Origin of the sequence: Paraburkholderia sp. BR14312, from assembly GCF_040948675.1 — a bacterium.
Taxonomy (GTDB): Bacteria; Pseudomonadota; Gammaproteobacteria; order Burkholderiales; family Burkholderiaceae; genus Paraburkholderia; species Paraburkholderia nodosa_A.
This window is the reverse complement of sequence record NZ_JBFPKI010000020.1, coordinates 25,498-45,116: the sequence shown is the minus strand read 5'-3', so window position 1 is coordinate 45,116 and position 19,619 is coordinate 25,498. Positions and strand designations below refer to the sequence as shown.

17 protein-coding genes and 1 pseudogene are annotated in these 19,619 nt (G+C 60.2%); 15 read left to right on the top strand and 3 right to left on the bottom strand.

Translation table 11 applies throughout. The features are described 5' to 3' along the window. The first annotated feature begins 14 nt into the window (after positions 1-14). From AB3X98_RS38435 to AB3X98_RS38420, 4 genes are all read left to right on the top strand, one after another. A complete protein-coding gene (locus AB3X98_RS38435) occupies positions 15-1,112 on the top strand; it encodes a caspase family protein (RefSeq protein WP_368606244.1) in 1,098 nt (365 codons plus the stop codon). 166 nt (positions 1,113-1,278) lie between these two features. Further along, positions 1,279-2,343: a hypothetical protein gene (locus AB3X98_RS38430; protein ID WP_368606245.1), complete on the top strand. Its 1,065-nt coding sequence runs from the start codon at positions 1,279-1,281 to the stop codon at positions 2,341-2,343. Between the two features lie 81 nt (positions 2,344-2,424). After that, positions 2,425-3,120, top strand: coding sequence for a caspase family protein (locus tag AB3X98_RS38425; RefSeq protein ID WP_368606246.1), 696 nt, complete (start codon positions 2,425-2,427; stop codon positions 3,118-3,120). A gap of 211 nt (positions 3,121-3,331) precedes the next feature. After that, complete coding sequence (locus AB3X98_RS38420) at positions 3,332-4,237, top strand: hypothetical protein (RefSeq protein ID WP_368606247.1); 906 nt, start codon at positions 3,332-3,334, stop codon at positions 4,235-4,237. A 579-nt stretch (positions 4,238-4,816) separates the two neighbouring features. Here AB3X98_RS38420 and AB3X98_RS38415 read toward each other — a convergent pair. Both AB3X98_RS38415 and AB3X98_RS38410 read right to left on the bottom strand, forming a co-directional pair. Next, complete coding sequence (locus tag AB3X98_RS38415; protein WP_368606248.1) at positions 4,817-5,269, bottom strand: HU family DNA-binding protein; 453 nt, start codon at positions 5,267-5,269, stop codon at positions 4,817-4,819. Between the two features lie 591 nt (positions 5,270-5,860). Beyond that, positions 5,861-6,472 carry a PolC-type DNA polymerase III gene (locus AB3X98_RS38410; RefSeq protein WP_368606249.1) on the bottom strand — a complete coding sequence of 204 codons (612 nt, stop codon included), beginning with the start codon at positions 6,470-6,472 and terminating at the stop codon, positions 5,861-5,863. A gap of 589 nt (positions 6,473-7,061) precedes the next feature. Here AB3X98_RS38410 and AB3X98_RS38405 point away from each other — a divergent pair. Beyond that, entirely contained in the window at positions 7,062-7,859 is a 798-nt protein-coding gene (locus tag AB3X98_RS38405) for a hypothetical protein (RefSeq protein WP_368606250.1), read from the top strand. A 71-nt stretch (positions 7,860-7,930) separates the two neighbouring features. Here the strand turns inward: AB3X98_RS38405 and AB3X98_RS38400 are convergent, their stop codons facing one another. Beyond that, positions 7,931-8,740, bottom strand: a complete 810-nt coding sequence (locus AB3X98_RS38400) for a helix-turn-helix transcriptional regulator (RefSeq protein WP_368606251.1) — start codon at positions 8,738-8,740, stop codon at positions 7,931-7,933. Positions 8,741-8,911: 171 nt separating this feature from the next. Between AB3X98_RS38400 and AB3X98_RS38395 the strand changes: the two genes are divergently transcribed. The 10 genes and pseudogenes from AB3X98_RS38395 to AB3X98_RS38350 all read left to right on the top strand — a co-directional run bounded on the left by AB3X98_RS38395 (position 8,912) and on the right by AB3X98_RS38350 (position 19,613). Beyond that, the gene (locus AB3X98_RS38395; RefSeq protein ID WP_368606252.1) at positions 8,912-10,234 is read left to right on the top strand and encodes a tetratricopeptide repeat protein; all 1,323 of its coding nucleotides are present in this window, start codon (positions 8,912-8,914) and stop codon (positions 10,232-10,234) included. A 76-nt stretch (positions 10,235-10,310) separates the two neighbouring features. Next, positions 10,311-11,564: pseudogene (locus AB3X98_RS38390) on the top strand (MFS transporter). 69 nt (positions 11,565-11,633) lie between these two features. Then, the gene (locus AB3X98_RS38385) at positions 11,634-12,539 is read left to right on the top strand and encodes a LysR family transcriptional regulator (protein ID WP_368606253.1); all 906 of its coding nucleotides are present in this window, start codon (positions 11,634-11,636) and stop codon (positions 12,537-12,539) included. Positions 12,540-13,161: 622 nt separating this feature from the next. Further along, on the top strand, positions 13,162-13,995 hold the full coding sequence (locus AB3X98_RS38380; RefSeq protein WP_368606254.1) for a transporter substrate-binding domain-containing protein: 834 nt from the start codon (positions 13,162-13,164) through the stop codon (positions 13,993-13,995). Between the two features lie 179 nt (positions 13,996-14,174). Further along, entirely contained in the window at positions 14,175-14,990 is an 816-nt protein-coding gene (locus AB3X98_RS38375; RefSeq protein ID WP_223958422.1) for an amino acid ABC transporter ATP-binding protein, read from the top strand. 8 nt (positions 14,991-14,998) lie between these two features. Next, positions 14,999-15,670, top strand: coding sequence for an amino acid ABC transporter permease (locus AB3X98_RS38370; protein ID WP_028232485.1), 672 nt, complete (start codon positions 14,999-15,001; stop codon positions 15,668-15,670). Between the two features lie 10 nt (positions 15,671-15,680). Then, on the top strand, positions 15,681-16,343 hold the full coding sequence (locus AB3X98_RS38365; RefSeq protein ID WP_201647675.1) for an amino acid ABC transporter permease: 663 nt from the start codon (positions 15,681-15,683) through the stop codon (positions 16,341-16,343). Between the two features lie 37 nt (positions 16,344-16,380). Further along, positions 16,381-17,259 carry a dihydrodipicolinate synthase family protein gene (locus AB3X98_RS38360; protein WP_223958371.1) on the top strand — a complete coding sequence of 293 codons (879 nt, stop codon included), beginning with the start codon at positions 16,381-16,383 and terminating at the stop codon, positions 17,257-17,259. 51 nt (positions 17,260-17,310) lie between these two features. Then, positions 17,311-18,327 carry a 4-hydroxyproline epimerase gene (locus AB3X98_RS38355; RefSeq protein WP_368606255.1) on the top strand — a complete coding sequence of 339 codons (1,017 nt, stop codon included), beginning with the start codon at positions 17,311-17,313 and terminating at the stop codon, positions 18,325-18,327. Next, a complete protein-coding gene (locus AB3X98_RS38350) occupies positions 18,324-19,613 on the top strand; it encodes an NAD(P)/FAD-dependent oxidoreductase (protein WP_368606256.1) in 1,290 nt (429 codons plus the stop codon). The genes AB3X98_RS38355 and AB3X98_RS38350 overlap by 4 nt, the downstream gene beginning before the upstream one ends. Positions 19,614-19,619 lie beyond the last annotated feature (6 nt).

Below are 19,619 nucleotides of genomic sequence, written 5' to 3'. Positions count from 1 at the left end.
TACCAGGACGCAAGATGACGCAAACATCGAAGTTTCAGAATGGTCACGCGCTGGTGATCGCTATCGCAGATTACCAATACATTAATTCACTTCCTGACGCTGTGCTCAACGACGCCGATGACCTCGTCTCAGTCCTGACGGCTCATAACGGTTGTCGGTTTGATCCCGGCAATGTCCGCCGACTTACCAACGAGAAGGCGACACGCAGTGCAATCTTAGCAGCGTTGCAGGAGCTTTCGGTCAAAGCGAAACTTGACGATACCGTCTGCATCTACTTCACGGGGCATGGGGCGCTTGTCGACGATGACGCCGACGCGAGCGAGAGCATGCTACTGCCTGCCGACTGCGATATGGCCGATTTGCTCGCCACGTCGATCAGTTCGACGGAATTGTCGGCTGCGCTGAACTCGATCCCGGCGCGCAGGCTGGTTGTCTTCATCGATGCCTGTCATGCAGCTGGGGCAGCAATACTGAAGCAGGCAGGAGCAAAGCATGCAGTGAAGTTGGGTTATTCAGAATCGAGCCTGGATCTACTTGCGCACGGCGTTGGGCGCACCTTGATGGCTTCATCTCGACCGAGTGAGACATCGTTGATCATGCCAGGAGACAGGAACAGTGCATTCACCTCCGTGCTTCTGGATGGACTAAGGGGCGGCGCAGCCACGGCCGAAGGTGAGGTACGCGTGTTCGATCTCTTCAGCTACATATCAGAGGGTGTTCCAGTCAAGACTGTCGGGGAGCAACATCCCGTGTTCAAGGCGGCGCAGGTAGAGCAGAATTTCTGCGTTGCCTTGTATCACGGAAAAACAAAGCAACCGGAGGTCGTCGCCCGGACGGGATCTTCCGGCGAAGACATCACGACACATTTGACCGCACTGATGTCAAACCTTTACCCTAGCGGTCCCACGGATCAGGAACTGTGGGTGCGTGCTGGCGGCGATATAGCTGTCTTGCGTCTGCAGGGTACAGGGCGTGCGCAGTGGTTCAGTGCAATACGAACGCTTAAGCTAGGGGGTGGCGGAACAGGGATTACTTTCGAGAGCCTCGTAAGTAAAGCATTGGAGGACTTCGCAAACAACGAAGAGCTGCGTGAACTTCAGCGGCGTGTCTGACTGTATCGAAGTGCCGTTGGAATGAAGTTGCGATGAGCCGACTGCCGGCGCGGGGATTCCTTTGGCGTTGCCAGACTCAAGCAGCGCGTTTGCGCAGTAATTCTTATGGTAGTCCAGTGCATTCGGCTGACGGTAGGTGAAACGAAACGGACAATAAAGAATAACGATGAACTTGAATTTTTTCCGGCGCAAGCCGGTGAAAGATCGTCATGCCCGCGGGGACACGAAGAAGGCTGAGGAAAAGGGTTTTCTCTACCTGCGTGAGGGCGGCTACGATCACGAACTCGACAAGCAGGTCCGAAAGATCATCTTTGTCGAGGAGAAGCAGGCGGTCTATTTGGATACCCGCTATGACGTCCAGTGGCTGCTCGACCGGGACGATCTTTCGATGTCCGAGTTCGGGAAGGTGCAGACCGAGGTGACCTATCTGGAACTCGAGTCGTCATTTCTCAGCGGCGAGAAACGCCCGCTCCTGCATGTACGGTCCTTGCTTGGGGAGGCCTATGCACGCGTCATGCAGACGGGGGATGCTGCGGCAGCGGATGCGGCGCTCGCGTACGCGCGGCGCATCCTGGACCAGAAGAACCCCGACGTGTCGTACGGCTGGTATTTCGGAACGACCGCGTGGGTAGGGTTTGGGGCGTTCATCGCAGGCTTCTCCCTGTGGCTGGCCAGACGCACGGAATGGATCAGCCATGGTCTGGGCCCGACGGCCTTCGAGATCCTGATGTGCGCGATCGCGGGCGGCCTCGGTGCACTGTTGTCTGTCGCCGTGCGGGCGAATAACCTGAAGCTGAACGCGGTAGCAGGTCCCAGGGCGCACAGATACGAAGCCCTCGGGCGGATACTGGTCGGCATGGCGAGTGCTTCGCTCCTGGTGCTGGCGCTAAAATCTAGGCTGTTCCTCGCGCCGCTCGCGATAGGCAGCGGGCACTGGCCGACGCTACTGCTGCTCTCGGGGCTGGCTGGCCTCAGCGAGCGTGTGATTCCGAGCCTCGTGAGCCGGTTTGATACCGCGATCCACACCGGGGAGGCTTCGACCCAGGGCAAGGCGACGGTCAGCTCATCCGGCGCTGCCAACGACCCCGTTGCCAGTCCACCGCCCGCGTCCGGTCAGGACACCTCTGTTGCGGCGGCGACTGCTGCCACACCTGCTGCGAACGAGCCCGGGTCTACAACTGACGCCGCGGCGGAGGCTGCGACTGCCGGGCCCGCACAGAAAACGGAATGACGGAAATAGGCCCACCCATGGTGCGTCTGCCGTCATGGGCGGTAGCTCAAGATTGTTGATGCCCCCTATCAGGATGGATTCATGAAGAGAAAGGCTCTGCTTATTGGCAATACATCGGGTCTGCCCGGGGTCAAGCACGACCTCGAGCGTTTTAGCCGCTTTCTCCAAAGTAACCGGGGAGGCGCATGGCGGCCGGGGGAGATTGTGGTCATGGTCCGGCCATCGCTTGCGGATCTGAAACGTACCATCACGCAGACGAAGCTTTCGCAGCCCGACTACGTGGTCGTCATGTTTAGCGGCCACGGCGGGTATCGGCGCTCCACCCAGTTAGAGATCAACCGCAGTGGGGATCTGATCGACGAGCGCGAGCTGCAGGAGCTTGCTCCCCGGCAACTCAATATCTACGATTGCTGCCGCGATCTCATGACCGAAACCGTCCAAAAATCGATGGAAGCTGCTGCACTGGCGCTGGACTCCGCCTCTGGTGTGCGGCAGAAGTACGACGACCGGATCATGCAAGCTGCCGAACAGCAAGCATTGCTCTATTCGTGCCGTGTCGGGGAATCGTCGATCGACACCGGTGAGGGCGCGCTCTATCTGGGTGAACTGCTGGCCTCGGCCCGGACAGTTTCATACGCCAACCCGATTCTGACCGTGGGCGAGGCTCATGAGTACGCCATGGATCAACTGGAAAAGAAACAGGCAAAACAGCACCCAGACTCTCGCCTTGATAAACACCTCACTGCTCGTCAGCTCGTTTTTGCCATGAATCCCTGACGAATTCCCTGTGCTGGCTGGCGGCGGTGCATTGTACGTGATACATCTTGCGATCATGCAGGGGAGGCTGGATCGCAAGATGCTGGACGCGTCCGAAGTTGACTTGGCCTCGCACGAGACGTTTTCGGAGGTCATCACCAAGCTGCAGGCCTTGTCGACATAGCCGGCTGCAAGCTGCTCAACGATGATCCCTGTTACACGGAAAACAAAAGTGGAACCCCTTTTTACGAAGCAGCAGTTTCTGGATGATTGCAGGGCAGAGGCGACGCGCATGACGGGGATCGTGTCTGCAATGACTGGGAGGCGCGTGTGCCTGCAACTGGATGACGATTTTGGGCCGCGTGGCCTGACTGAGAAACTATCCAGTGGCGGGTACCGTATCACACTCAATGAGCTGGATCTCCTCGTCCCCTGTCATGATTTTCTACTCCCCGCTTTGGCCGCGTATCATGCGCGCAATGCTCATCGGCTTGATGTGACACTCCAGCTATTCAGTCGAATGGCTGTGACTTGTTGTTATCTCATGGCGTTATGGCATGAGGCCGCCCATGTCATTCGCGGTCACATGGACTACATGGACAAACACAAAGTGCTGCCGGAGCGAGGCTGGATTGAAGACGAGGTATCTTTTGCCCGTTGGCCTGGACCGTATGTCGTCGGCCTGCTGCCGGCACAGATGCTGGAGATAGATGCGGACATCTACGGCGGGCAGTTCCTTCTGGCGCAGCTTGTCGTTGCCAAAGAGGCAGTCGAAGAGATTGATATCGAATCCTTCATTGAGGCATTCGTATTAGGTGTGCGCGGGCTCTCTCAGTATCTCAACGGTGGTGGGCAGTATCATGCCGCGGCCGATGAGCCGCACCCTCATCCGATTACGCGGGCTTATATTACACTTACCCATTCGCTCGTACGCCTTGAGGAAATGTGGGCGCGTGGTAAAGTCGATCGACTCGTGAGGACCGGATTCAGCGCACTGCTGGAGTTCGAAAGGATGGAGCTTGGATTTGCGGTCGATGCAGCTGAACTGCAGCGTTTCGCGGATACCGCGCTGGCCGTCTGGCGACGCCGGTCAGATGAGCTTTTTCCGTACCAGCTTGTCAGGCGGCAGGGTACTTAATTTAGAAGTGCCTACAACAACGCGCCGGTCAGAAAATACGGCGGTCAGCAAAGGATGATCGGCACCTACGGCCACCGACTTCGCAGGTCATCAAGCGATATCGCTGATGGTACGAAAACAGCTTCCCCTATGACAGCGAATCTTCAAGCGAGTGCTTTATTCTTGTTGGCACTCGACTGAGTCTGTGCGGCCGGACTCTCACTTGGCCTTGGCGAAGACCTCCCCCGTCTGCCGTGCCCGTTTGACCTCGTCGCTGTGCAGTAAGATCGAGGTCGTCGACGCGGAGGCTTGCCGCACGTTGACCTGCACGGTGGTGCGTTTCGCACTACGGCCGAATGCGTGAGACGCGTGCGTGTGGCGCACCCAGTGCGGTTTCGCGCGGCGCAGTTAGTCCAGGACGGGCGGATGTTTGGACTCAATGGCGCAGGTGGCCAGCTGAAAGATCCACAGCATCACCATCCGCAAGACGCGTGCTGCTGATTCCCGCAAGCAGTCGTGATCGGCCTCGATGGCGGTGGCGGCGGCCTGAAAACAAAAAAAGCCCGCTCGGCGGGCTTCCTGTCAACGTCGCAACGGGCCTCAGGCTGCGGCGGCGTCCTTCAGCTTCTTCAGCGCGCGAATCTTCAGCTTCACCGTTGCCGGCTTTGCATCGAACCAGCGCTCTTGACCCGTGAACGGGTCCTTGCCGAAGCGCTTTTTCTTCGCCGGGACAGCCTGGACTCCGATTTTCACCAGGCCCGACAGTGTGAACTCACCTGCACCCTTCTTATGCACCGAGCCCAGAATCGTGTCCTCGAGCGCAGCCAGAACGGCTTTGGCTGCTTTCGGCTCGACTCCGGCTTGCTCGGCGACGTGCGTTGCCAACGAGGCCTTCGTGAATGTTTCCTTCAGCGGCTTGAGTACGCCATTGGTCGCAGCCTTCTTCGCCGGAACAGCAGCCTTCGGCGCGGCCTTCCTGGCGGTCGGCTTTGCGGCCTTCGGTGCGGGCGATTTTGCAGCCTTCGGGGCTTTCGTTGCGGTCTTCGTTGCCATGAATAATCCTCTATCAGGTTGAGAACCGCTTAAGACGGTGCACGACGCCTCGCGTTACTGCACTGTCTTAAGCTGGCGCTTAGCGTATCAACGGTTTTCGCGATTCGCAACAGGAAAACGCCTTCTGGCAAGCCGTTTCTTCATCGCCAGCGAAAAAAGCCCATGACGTATGTCCGATTTCGCAGCGGCCGCGCGTGAGAGCCGCGTCTGAACAGGAAGAAACGCGCAGTCCCACCGCATGCACGCAACTGCGTATCGGTAAGTCGGGCAACTACCCAGGTTACGGCGCTTTGCGGCTTCGCCGAACGGGACACACGTGGCAACTCAGGACCACCTCAAGCAGCGCGCGGAACAAAAAGGCCGCCCAGAATGGTTGGCTGCCCGGCTCCCAAGGGACATCCGCTCAAAAAGGCGGCCGTCTACATGGCCAAAGCCATTCACACGGACTGGAGAAAATGCTCGCCAGCCTGAGCGGGTGGTGCGCTCGATCAGCGACTGCGTCATCAACACGACAACGCGACAGTGCCTCTGGAAGGCCTCCCTGGCCGCCCCCACGGATAGGGGGCGGCCAGGCTGTTCGGCGCTGCGGGCTCAGTCGTCAGACAGCGAACCCAGCAATGTCGCAACCTTCGCCTTGCTGGTTTTCTGCAATTGAGCCATGAGGGCGTGATCGATTCGCTTCAGCCCGTAAGTTTGAGCGATGTCGTGCTGCAATCGGCACCATAGATGGCCGGCGACCTCAGCGTCAACCATCGCCCGGTGAGCACGACCCGATTTCGGTAACCGAAGCATCTCCGCCAAACTGGACAGGCGGTGACTCAGGGCGCCTGGGTAGATCCGCCTGGCGACGAGCATCGTGCAAGCAAATGAATGCTCCGCTGGCACTCCAAGAAGCCCCAGTTCGGCCTGCCAAAACCGCTTGTCGAAACCGGCGTTGTGGGCAACCACGGGATGGTTTCCAACAAACGCTGCAGCTTCCCTCATGACTTTCGATACAGGAGGCGCCGACGCGATCATGTCGTTCGTGATGCCGGTGAGAGCAACGACATCGGACGGGATGCGCCGTCCTGCGTTCATCAGGCTCTGGTAACGATCAACAATCTGGCCGTCACGCAGGAGGATGACGGCAATCTCGGTAGCGCGGTCGCCCAGATTCGGCGAAAGCCCGGTTGTTTCGAAGTCGAGTACCGCGACGGTCTGCATGTTTCTTTCGTTCACTAATCAGTTGGTGCCGTACTACCGCACGCTTCCCCACGCCTGACGAGGCGCCCAGGCAAGACGCCCATATCCCGACGCCTGGCCGCTTGGAGAACACCCTTGTACAAGGCTAGATGGCGCGCTTCGTTCTTTCTTGCCGTTAGGCCGCCAACGCCTTTGTTTGTTCGCCCGGCTGACGCTTAGCCCAGTTCGCCAGCCAGCGACGCACCCAGAGCCTGAATTTTCAGGGTATTGGTGGCGGCGCGCCCGGATCCGGAGGCGTCGAATGAAGGGCGTATTCTACGCCTCGTGAACCACCATTCTTTTATATCGGCTCTAACGCCGTCGCGAGTTACCGGGGCGAACGTGGAGGGTTGACAGATGCAAACGCCTGGACTGACGTGAAGCGCAGGCGCTGCGCTTTCATCTCGCTGGCGTTGAGGATTGCGGGTTCACCGGCATCGGGCAAGCCCGCGGGTTCAGCGGAGGGCGGGCCGCGGGACCGTCTCCGGCGATTTTTGAATTCGCGTAGTTTGATAGGTAAACAGTCGCCTTGTGATAAGAATAATTATCTTCATAGTCGCGCTGCGGGGCGATGGTCATGGTCGCCTTTGCGTTCGGTGGGGTCGAGAATCTGGGCCTGGCCGCGGGGGAAGCGAAAGACGTCAAAACGACGATGCCAAAGGCCGTCAACGCAACGTTCTGGCGTCTGCTGATTTTCTACGTCGGCGCCATCGCTGTTCTGCTGATGGTCTTTCCGTGGACCTCGTTGACCACCAAGGGCAGTCCGTTCGTGGAAGTGTTCACGAAAATCGGGATTCCGGCGGCGGCCAGCATCATGAACCTCGTCGTCATCATGGCGGTCCTGTCTGCCGTCAATGCGAGCATCTTCACCAACAGCCGGACCTTCTACAACCTCTCCCTGCAAAAAAATGCGCCGGCGTTTCTGGGTGTCACGAATAGCCGCAAGGTTCCGCATCGAGCCATTCTGATGGTCTTCGCAACGATGTTCGCAGGCGTGCTGCTGAATTACATCATGCCGGAGCAGGCCTTCGAACTGTTCTCCTTGGTGACCGTGTTTGCGCTCGTCTGTGCGTGGGGCTCAATCGTGATAAGCCATATGGGGTTCCGAAAGAGCAAGATGCGCAAAGGGGAGGAGAGCCAGATTACGTACAAGATGCCTTTCTATCCCTACAGCAATTACATCGCGCTGGCTTTCCTGGCTGCCGTATTGACTGGAATCGCAATCCTGCCCGACATGCGGATTTCGCTGGTCGTGTCTGCCGTATGGGTCTTCATAGTCTTTGTCGCCTACAAGTTCTATGTGAGAAAAGATGCGACGCGTACTAGCGTCGTGGTCGAAGCGAGCGAACCGAAGGACATGCTTGCTTGATGAGGCAAGGGCGGGTTGTCACAGGATCCTGTGGCAACCCGCCCTTCTTTACATTTCACAGGAACACCCGCTTAAGGCGAAGCCCGACCGGCCAGCTCGTCATGGCGGCCTCGCATGTAGACCTGCGGGCTGCTCCCCATCTCGAGGCGAAATGCGTACACGAACGCGGACGTCGAACCGTATCCGAGTTCCATCGCCGTGCGCGTCACGCCCATCCCGCCGCCCAGCAACTCAATCGCTCTGAACAAACGCATCCGCCGCCGCCACGAGCGCAGGCTCATGCCGGTTTCCGCGGCAAAGTGTCGGGCAAGGGTGCGTGCCGACATCCCCAAAACTTGCCCCCATTCTTCTGGGCCGCGCTCGTCGGCCGGGTCGGTGTAAAGCGCTTCGCAAAGTACCGTCAACGCGCCGTCGCGCGGCCACGGCAGCGCCGCAGGGAGCGGGCGAGCGCGTCGAAGCTGGTCAAGAATGAGATGGGTGATGCGGCCGGCGTATCCATCGTCGTCTGCCTGCCCCTCGATCTCTGCCGCCTCTACGATGAGGGCTTTCAGCAGCGGCGAAACCGCGAAGACGCGCGGACCGCCTGCTGACAGGGCTCCCCCCGTGTCATCCGCAATCCACAGGCTGCGAAATTCGGCGCCAAGCAGCGACCCGACTCGATGGCGCAGGCCGGTCGGCAACCACACGGCTTGTTCCGGCGAAATGACGAGCGAACCCGCCTCCGATATGACCGTTAGCGCCCCGGATATCGCATAGACCATTTGATGCCATTGGTGCGAATGCTCGGGGAAAAAATGGCGTGCAGGGATCGACTGGGCGCGCACCTTCAGCGGCGCCGGGGGCGTGACACCAGCAGGGGCTTCGATTGTTTCCCAAGGCATATCAGAACTTTCGGTTGACAGATATTCTATACATCTTGGCGATTCATCGAAATACCGACACGGGAAAAATTGGTCTAATGGTGTTTCCCATGTACCGGAGCACCGAGCCGGCGGCCGCATCAGGCTGCCTACGTTCGCAAGCTCGCGATTGCCACTGGAGTCACCTGTTCTATGTCTCGCCTCGACCGCTACAGCCTGCCGCTCTCGACGACCTCCGATCTGGCGGCCGAGCGCTATCAGGCCGGTATCGACCTTCTTCTTTCGTTGTGGCCCGGCGCCGCGCAGACGCTCGATGAGGCGATTGCCGCCGACCCGGATTTTGCACTTGCCTATGCCGCACGGGCGCGTTTGCACGCCATTCGTGCCGAAGTGACCGAGGCACGCGCAAAGATCGCGAAAGCGATGGACCTTGTGGCTCGCAACGGGACGGAACGCGAGCGCAGTCACGTAGAAGTCCTGTCTTTCGCCATCATGGGACAGGCACCGAAGGCGCTTGCCGGGGCATTGGCACACACGGACCGGTGGCCGCGCGATATCGTCATCCTGTCCTTGCCTCTGGGTGCATTTGGTCTCTTTGCGTTCTCAGGGATGGCCAATCACAACCAGGCGCGTGTCGACCTTTGCGAGCGTCACGCGCGACACTTCGAGGCCGACGACTGGTGGTTTCTCAACTATCGCGGTTGGGCACACGGCGAGAACGGCAACATTCAGTTGGGTCGCTCCCTGACGCAGCGCTCGCTCGAAGTGCGCCGGCACAATGTGAACGCCGCGCATGCAGTCGCGCACGTGTTGTATGAGGCCGGCGCGAACGACGAAGCGGAAGTCGTGATTAGCAACTGGCTGCCCGAATATGACAAGAGCGGCATTTTGCATAGCCATATTGCGTGGCATGCTGCGCTCATCGCATTGGAGCGCGGAGATACCGACCGCGCGCTCGAGGTTTATCAAGAGCACGTTGCGCCGTCAGTATCGTTAGGTGTTCCCATTAATGTCGTCAGCGACACATCTTCGTTTCTTTGGCGCATGCAGGCGTACGGTTACACGGTTCCGGCGGGCATGTGGGACGCCGCCGCGACATATGCGTCGGGGTATTTCAAACAGGCAGGATTCGCGTTTGCGGATTTCCACATGGCCCTGGTTGCCGCCGCGACAGGAGACAAGGTGGCGCTTGATCAGCGCGTCGATGCGCTTATCGCGCTTGTCGAGGCTGGAAACCTTCCCGCCGGGTCTGTCGTTCCGGAAATTTGCCGCGCTGCGCTCGCATTCGCCGAGGAAGACTACGGGCGATGCGCTGCAATCCTCGAACCCGTTGCGGGAGACGTTGTACGCATCGGCGGAAGCGGTGCTCAGCGCGAGATCGTGGAAGACACGCTGCTAGTCTCGCTGATGCGTAGCGGCGAGGCCGCCAAAGCACGCGCGCTCCTCGACAAGCGACTGCATCGCCGGCCGTCCCCGCGGGACACGCTTTGGCTCAATCAGCTCCGCGCCGCGTAGGCGGCGAGTCAATCGGTGCCGCGTGTGAGCAATCGGCATCTGAAGCCGGCGTCACACAAGCAACATTGGAAGCACAATGAGTTCGAGCGTATCAGTGAAAGCAACGGGGCTGCGAAGACTCCTCGTCGATGGCATAGGTCCGGTTGCGGCAATCTCCATCGCACAACTCTTCGGAACCGCACTGTGGTTCAGCGCCAACAGCACCGCCGCCGACCTGATGCGAATCTGGCACGCCAGTACGGCCGATATCGGTTGGCTGACGAATGCTGTGCAAGGCGGATTCATTCTCGGCACGCTCTTCATCTCGTTGAGCGGGGCGGCAGACCGCTTTCGCGCGAGCAGGATTTTCGTTTGCAGTGCAATAGCGGGCGCGCTGTTCAACTTCTGCTTTGCATGGCTTTCAACCTGGCTCGTCAGCGGAGCCATCTTCCGCTTCGGCGTAGGCGTCTGCCTCGCCGGCATATATCCGATGGGGATGAAGCTGATTGTGGGCTGGGCGCCGGACCGCACGGGGCAGGGGCTGGCGCAACTGGTTGCGATGCTTACGCTCGGCACGGCGCTGCCTCATGCCATGCGTGTGATGGGAACTGGCTTTCCGTGGCAACTCATCATTTCCGCCTCGTCGATATTGGCGCTTGGCGGGGCATTGATTGTCGGTGCACTGGGAGACGGTCCACACGTTGCCGTCAGGTCTCGCCACGCGAGCACAAAGGGTGCCGGCGGAACGCATCAGCCTGCCGTTCTTGAGGCATTCCGGATTCGACGGTTTCGCGCCGCCACACTCGGATACTTCGGTCACATGTGGGAGTTGTAAGCGTTCTGGACTGCGGTACCGCTGCTGGTTGCCAGAACGTCGCTACGTGTGCATTTTCCGGGCGTCAGCGTCTCCGGCATGTCGTTCATCGTGATCGGCATTGGCGCGTTGGGCTCGCTGATCGGTGGCGTCCTGTCGCGACACATTGGCAGCGCGCGGGTGGCCATCGGCGCACTCGGAATGTCGGGGCTATGCGGGCTTACCTTCGCCCTGGGTTGGCGCTACCTGTCTCCCGAGGTCATCGTTGTCGTGCTCCTGGTGTGGGGCGCTTCCGTTGTTGCTGATTCGCCCCAGTTTTCAGCGCTCGCTGCGAGAGCCTGCCCGCCGGTCCTTGTGGGAAGCGCGCTCGCAATACAGAACTCGATCGGCTTTGCAATTACGGTGGTATCGATTGCAGCGACGACGACCCTGTTAGAGCGCGTCGGGCTCGATGCGACCTGGCTTCTGGTGCCGGGGCCGATACTGGGTTTGGCGGCATTTGCGCTGACATCGCGAAGCACCAGTTTGTTGCAGTAAGCGAAGTGATGCACTCATCGCGGCGGTGCGCTGCACGCACCGCACGCGTCTGGATAATGGAGACAGGCGATGTTGGACCTCCAATACCTCTCAATCGTTATGGAAGTGGAGCGTCTTGGCAGTGTGACTGCGGCCGCCGAGCGGTTGAACGTCACACAATCAGCGCTCTCCCACATGGTCCGAAAGTTCGAAGAGCGGCATTGCGTCAAGTTGTGGACGAAGAACGGCCGGGGCCTTCGCTGTACCCATGCGGGCGAATATCTGCTTGCCCTCGCTGAGCGCGTGCTACCCCAGATGGAGCACGCGGAGCGCACGCTCGTCGATTTTGCCTTGGGCAGGCAGGGAGCGTTGCGCGTAGGCATGGAATGCCATCCGTGCCAGAAGTGGTTGGCGAGACTGACTCCCCATTATCTCGCCGCCTGGCCCGATGTCGATTTCGACGTGCGCACAGCATTTCGATTCGACGGCGTTGCTGCGCTCCTTGGTTTCGAAATCGACCTGCTGATTACGCCCGACCCGATCGATGTGCCGGACGTTGTCTTTTTTCCGGTAATTGACTATGAGTTGGTGCTGGTTCTGCCGGAAGCGCACCCGCTGGCTACGCGCGAATATGCCTTGCCAAATGATCTGCTCGATGAGGAACTCATCACCGTTCCCGTGAGCAAGGAACGGCTCGACGTGTATACGCGGTTTCTCGTGCCTGCGCATTGCAAGCCGAAGTTTCATCGGACGGCCGAACAAACCGATCTGATGCTGCAACTCGTCGCGGCTGGACGTGGCGTCGCGGTGTTACCGGACTGGCTCGTAGTAGAAGAGGGCGAAGGGTTGCCTGTACGGGCCATTCGTCTGGGCGAGCCGGGTATCAGCAAATGCATCAACGTAGGTGTGCGGAACGGAGAAGAGGAAATCGCTTACATCGCGGGGTTTCTCGACCTTGCGCGAGAGCTCGGCGCGACGAGTAGTCGTCACGCTTAAAGCGAAGTACGTTGAGGCTTTGGAAACTCGCGGTTCGATCCGATGCACATACTTCTTTACTCAAGCTGCTTGTTGCGGTGTGGGTAACTCGAAGACGTTGTACAGGCCCCTACCACTCAGCCATGGGGAGATCGCTCGCTGCTGTTCGGGATCCGGACGGCAATCTGGTTGACTTCTTCGCGGCGGTCGCGCAGAGGCACTCGCAGGTACATGAAAGGGATGCGGCAGCGGGTTCCGCTGCCGCATCCCACTCGGTGTCCGACCGCTGTTCTGCCCCTTCCCGCAAACCGCGCAGTGCGCCTCCGGCCGCGCAAGTGATTCCTTACTCGCCTCTCCCGCAGTCGCGGTGATCGTCATTAGCAGTTTCATCTTGAGCCTGCCGAGCGAGTTTCGTGACTCGATGGGAAGGAATCGATGAGCTTGAGGTCGGCCGCGCGGTCTGGAGGAACTCCTTTTGTCTGACGAAGCCGCTATGCGGCATGAAATATCGACCAGGCAATTTCCTGGTTGACAGCTCCATTTATGATTTTCTAGGATGCATACATAGTTGCACACAGCTAAACACGCAAGGATGTGTGGCAGACGTTTTCCGTCCTCGGAAACCCTTAAAGGAGAGGTCACCATGGTTCGGCTGTCCTGTTTTATCCGTCAAATGTTCCTGTCGTTCGTAGCGGTGGGCTGCGTCGTTGCCAGCGCGCCGTCGCATGCCGAAGGACCAGCCGGCTGGGAAAGTGTGAAAAAGGCTGGCGTCCTGCGTTGCGGCGCCGCGGTTGCGCCGCCATACGTCACGCGAGACCCGAAAACGGGCGAATACAGCGGCTTCTTCTCGGAGTTGTGTCGCAACTTCGGGCAAAACGTGCTCAAAGTGAAAGTCGAGTTCGTCGATACCACGTGGGACAACATCGTCGCGGGTCTGCAATCGAACAAATGGGACCTGTCGATGGCGCTCAACGACACGCCGGAGCGGGAAAAAGCGATCTCGTTTTCAGCGCCCGCAACGGATTACAACGTTTCGTTCGTCTACAACAGGAACAACCCGAAGATCGCGAAGGGCGCGCATTCCATCGCCGACATCGACAAGCCGGGCGTGACGGTCGCGGTGATGTCGGGTTCCGCGCAGGACAAGGCGATCACGGCCGTCTTCAAACAGGCGCAAATCATGCGCTTGCCGGGCAACGACGAAACCCGCCTGGCACTGATGTCCAAACGCGCCGACCTTCTCGCCGACGCCAACATCACGAACATGGTGCTGACGGAGGCGCATCCCGACTGGGCCGTCGCCATTCAGCCGAATCCGCCGCTCGCGCAGCAGGAAGTCGCGTTCGGGATCAGGAGGGACACGCCTGCCGCGGACATCGCGATGCTCAACAAATACGTGAGCGAGCAGGTCAGCTCCGGCGCGGTCAATCGCCTCATCAAGACGTCCGTTCAATCCATGCTCGCTTCGAACAAGTGACCGTTGCTGGCATGTCGCGAGCGATCGAACGCTCGCTCGCGGCTGACATCGCGGCTTGCGTTTTTGTGGCCGGCTCCCGACGCAAAGACATCGGCACATCGACGGTCGCAAGGTTCGATTCACCTTCGCGCGCGTAAGGCGCGTTCCGCTGGAGAGACTTCATGCTGTCATCGCAAACCATGGTTGCCCAATCTCAGACGCCGCCGGCCGTGATGGACTTCACGCCGTCCACGATGGGCGACTTCGTGCAATTCGAGGATGTGTACAAGTCCTACGGCGAGAACCTGGTGGTCATGGACCACATGAATCTCGACATGCGCGCCGACGACCGGCTCGTCATCATCGGCCCGAGCGGAAGCGGCAAAAGCTCGCTGCTGCGCGTGATGATGGGACTGGAAGGCATTCAGGGCGGACGGATCGGCTTCCAGGGCAAGCCGTATATCTACGGTGCGGACTCGGGCCGCTCGAAGCGCATCGACGCCAGGCTGCAAAAGCAGATCGGGATGGTGTTCCAGCACTACACGCTGTTTCCGCATCTGTCCGTGCTGGGCAATCTCGTTCTCGCGCCAATGAAGGTCGGCGGCCTGTCCAAAGCGCAGGCCACCGAGCGGGCCCGCATGTATCTCGCGCGGCTGGGTCTGGAGAGCAAGCTACATGCGTATCCGAGCCAGCTTTCGGGCGGTCAGAAGCAGCGTGTGGCGATCGCGCGTGCGCTGATGCTCGAGCCGAAGCTGATGCTATTCGACGAAGTGACGTCGGCACTCGACCCGGAAATGGTCATCGAAGTGCAGAACGTGATGCTGCAACTCGCCGAACAGAAGATGGCGATGATCATCGTGACGCATGACATGCATTTCGCCCGCGATATCGCTACGCGCGTGGTGTTTTGCGCGAGCGGGAAAATCGTGGAGCAGGGCGCACCCGCCGACATGTTCAGGTGCCCCAAGGAAGCACGCACCCGCGAATTCCTCGAGAAAGTGCTGCATCTCGACTGAGGCACGCGATGAACTACCACTTCGATTTCGGTTTTCTGGCGGGAAGCGCGGACGCGTTGCTCGCCGGACTCAAGGTCACGCTCGAGCTGGCCATCGCCTCCAACGCGATGGGGCTCGTGCTGGGCTTCTTCCTGTGTCTGCTCGCGATGAGCCGGTGGACCGCGGTTCGCTGGCCCGCTCAACTCTTTATCGAGTTCTTTCGATGCACGCCGGCGCTGCTGCAGATCGTCTGGTTTTTCTACTGCATTCCGATGATGGTCGACGTTTTCATCGATCCGATCATGATGGGCGTGCTCGCGCTCGGCCTGAACCTGACGGCCTTCAACGCCGAGGCTTATCGGGCCGGTGTGCAGGCAGTCCCGAAAGAGCATCTCGATGCCTGCATCGCGCTCGGACTGAAGCCCTGGCAGCGCACTTTTTATGTGGTGCTGCCGCAGGCGCTGCGCAGTGCGATGCCCGTGCTGATGACCAACGGCATCGGCAGCCTGCAGCAGAGCGCGCTGGTGGCCATCGTGGCCGTCGCGGACCTGATGTATGTCGGCAAGAGCCTCGCGACGCAAGCGTATCGTCCGCTCGAAACCTACACGCTGGTCGCACTCATTTACTTCGCGCTCTCACTGCCGATAGCACGGCTGGTGCATGTGATCGAGCGTCGTCAGGACCTCGCCGTCCGCCGTTGAGGAGAAGACCATGCACCTCGAATTTTCCGCCGTGCTGCCGTACTGGCTGGTATTACTCAAAGGGCTCGCGCTCACGGTTGCATTCACGAGCAGTTGCGCGGTGATCGGAAGTCTCGCGGGGTTCGTTCTGAGCCTGTTGAGAATGTCGCCTTCGCGCTGGATGAAAGCAGCGACGTCGCTCTACGTGGAGTTCTTTCGCGGCACGCCTCTGCTGATCCAGCTTTTCTGGGTGTATTTCTGCTTCCCCGTGGTTTTTCGCGTCGAGATTCCGCCGTATCTGTCGGTGGTGATTTCGCTGACGCTGTACATGGCGGCCATCACCAGCGAAACATTCCGCGGCGCGCTGAAGTCGATTTCGGCCGAGCAGCATGACGCCTGCATCGCGTTGAGTCTGTCGGCGCACGCAAAGATTCTCTACGTGATTTTTCCGCAGGCGCTGCTGCGCGCGATTCCGCCGCTGCTGTCGAACATCGTGAGCCTGTTCAAGGAGAGCGCGTTGATTTCGTCCGTCGGCGTCGCCGACCTGATGTTCGTCGGCCAGAGCATTTCGACCAGCACGGCGCGGCCGGTCGAGTTTCTCACCACCGTCGCGATCATTTATTTCCTTGTCGCATTCCCGCTGACGCGTCTCGTCGGCGTGGTCGAGACACGCCTGCTTTCGCGTTTTGCCTGATACCCCAACCAGTCCATCGTTAAGTGGAGAAACAATCATGCAGATGAAGGGAATCCTGCCCGCACTCGTGACGCCGTTCAATGCCTCGGGCGCCGTCGATCACGACACCCTTGCCAACATCCTCGAATTCCAGCTCAAGGCGGGCGTGACGGGCTTCGTGCCGTTGGGTTCGACGGGCGAATACTATGCACTGACGCACGACGAGCGCCGCGCGATCCTGAAGACCGTGCGCGAAGTGGTCGGCGGACGCGGCACGCTGATCGGCGGCGCGAACGGTTCGAGCACACGCGAAGTGATCGAGCAGACACGTCTGGTGCGCGATGCGGGCTACACGAACGTGCTCATCGCACCGCCGTACTACGCGTTGCCGTCGCAGGAAGAACTGATCGGCCACTACGAGGCGATTCTCGAAGCGGTGCCCGATGTCAACGTGATCCTCTACAACTATCCGGTGCGGACCAACGTCGAAGTGGGCTTCGGCGTGCTCGATGCATTCAAGGACCATCCGCGCGTAGTCGGTATCAAGGAAAGCAGCGGCAATCTGCTGCGTGCCATCGAGATCGGCGAGAAGTACAAGGGCAACTACCAGCTGTCGTGCGGTTCCGACGATCAGGCGCTCGACTTCTTCCTGTGGGGCGCGACGAGCTGGATTTGCGGTCCCGCAAACTGCTTCGTGAAGCAGGTCGTGGACTTCTATAACAGGTTCGCTGCCGACGATATTCGCGGCGCGCAGAACGTGATGCGCACGCTGTTCCCCGTCATGGCGACGATGGAAGCAGGCAAGTTCGTGCAGAAGGTGAAGTATGGCTGCGAGCTGGCCGGCTTCAAGGTCGGCGCTGCGCGTATGCCGCTGAAACCGCTGACCGACGAAGAAAAGGCCGACTTCCGTGCTGTCTTCGAAGCCGTACAGGCCTGACGACCGTGCCGGCGGCTCAGGCCGCCGGCTTTCCTCTTTCGGGACAATCGAATGAGCAGACACCGTTTCGTGAGCATCGAAGGACATACGGAAGGTATGCCCGTGCGCATGTTGATCGACGGCATGCCGGCCCTCGAAGGGGCGACGATGGCCGCGCGCCGCAAGGCGTTCGTCGAAACCCACGACTGGATTCGTCGCGCAGTGATGCTCGAACCACGCGGACATGCGCATATGTCCGGGACGCTGCTGTATCCGCCCGTTTCCGCCGACGCGGATATGAGCCTGCTGTTTATCGAAACTTCAGGATGTCTGCCGATGTGCGGCCATGCGTCGATCGGCTCGATCTCGTTCGCGCTCGAAGCGGGAATCGTGCGGCCGAAGTCGCCCGGCACCGTCGTCGTGGACGTGCCTGCGGGCAAGCTTCACGCGCGCTACGAGATGGACGGCGAGCGGGTAGCGTCGGTGCGCTTCACGAATGTGCCGAGCTTTCTGCTGCATCGCGATGTCGAGATCGCGCACCCGCATTTCGGACGACTCACGATCGATATCGCATATGGCGGAAACTTCTATCCGATCGTCGAAGTCCAGCCCAACTTTCCCGGCTGCGAACACTTCTCGCCGGAGCAACTGCTTATGTGGGGTCGCCAGCAGCAACAGGCGGTGAACGAAACGCTCGACGTGGTCCATCCGGACGACCCGGCCATACGCGGCGTCAGACACGCGATGTGGACGGGCGCGCCCATCTCGGATGACGCCGATGCGCGCGCGGTCGTGATCGCGGGCGACAGTCTGATCGACCGCTCGCCATGCGGCACGGGGACCTCCGCCCGCGTTGCGCAGCGCTACGCACGCAGACTGCTCGCGCAAGGTGAAGCTTTCCGGCATCAAAGCCTGATCGGAAGTTGCTTTACGGGCCGCGTGGAAAGCACGACGAGACTCGGGAACGGTCTGGACGCGGTGTTCCCGAGCATCGAAGGACGTGCGTGGATCACCGGGCGGCCAGAACATTATGTCGACGATACCCAGCCTTATGCTCATGGTTTCAGCCTGCAGGAGTACGCGAATTGAACGCCGTTCCTCGCGACACTGTTTCGCGTGACACGCTGCCTGCTGGCCGGGAATCTGCCGTCGTGATCGGCGGCGGCATCGTGGGCGTATGCTGCGCGCTCTATCTGCAGCGCGCCGGATACGCCGTCACGCTGATCGACCCGGAAGCGCCGGGCAACAGCACGGCGAAGTGGAGTTGCGGCCAGATGGCTGTGAGCGAAGTCATTCCGCTGTCGAAGCCCGGCGTGCTGATGAAAGTGCCCGGCTGGCTGTTCGACCGCAAAGGACCGCTATCGCTTCGTCCCAGCGCGTTGCCGGGCATCGTCCCGTGGTTCGTGCGCTTTCTGATGTGTGCGCGGCACGCGAAGATCGTCGAGATTGCGCAGTCGATGGCGACGCTGACGCACGACGTCTACGCAGACTTCGCGCCGCTGCTCGACGCTTGCGACGACAAGACGCTGATGGGCGAGCGGCCGATCCTCGAAGTTTTCGACGACCCCAGCGCGCTCGCGCACGAGCAGCCGCATCTGGATCTGCGCGAGTCGCTCGGCTTCAAGTCCCAGCGGCTGAACGCGAAGGAAATCGGCGATCTGGAGCCGGCGTTCGCAGGCAGGTTCTCACACGGGCTGATCTTTCCGGACTGGCGTGCGGTGAGCGACACGATGGGCTTCATCGCCGCGCTCACGGCAAGTTTCATCGCGCAGGGCGGCCGCCGGATTCGCACGGAAGCGGATCGCATCGACGAATCGAATGGTCAGGCGACAGGCGTCACGCTGGCCAACGGCGAGCGCATTGCCGCCCGACATGTGATCGTCGCCGCGGGCACGGGCGCGCGGCGCTTCTTCCGTTCACTGGGGATCGACGTGCCGTTGACGGGCATCGCCGGATATCAGGCCGTCGTCTCCGACCCGGGCGTGGAAATCCGCCACTCGACGATCTATGCGGACGGCGGCTTCTGCTTTACGCCAATGACGCGCGGTCTGCAGATCGGCGGCACGATCGAGTTCGCGGGCCACGGCGCCAAACCGGATTTCAGGCGCGCGGACATCATTCTCGACAAGGCGAAACGCGTGTTGCCCGAAATGCGTACATCGCAGGTCGAATATGGCGTCGGCTATCGCCCGTTTCTGCCGGACACGAAGCCAATCATCGACCGTTCGCGCAGACTGTCGAACGTGTTCATGGCATTCGGTCATGGGCAACTCGGCCTCACGCTCGGCGCAACGACGGGACGACTGATTGCCGATCTCGTCGCGGGACGGCCGACGAAACAGGACCTCGCGCCGTTCAGTGCTTACCGCTTCTAGAGTCAC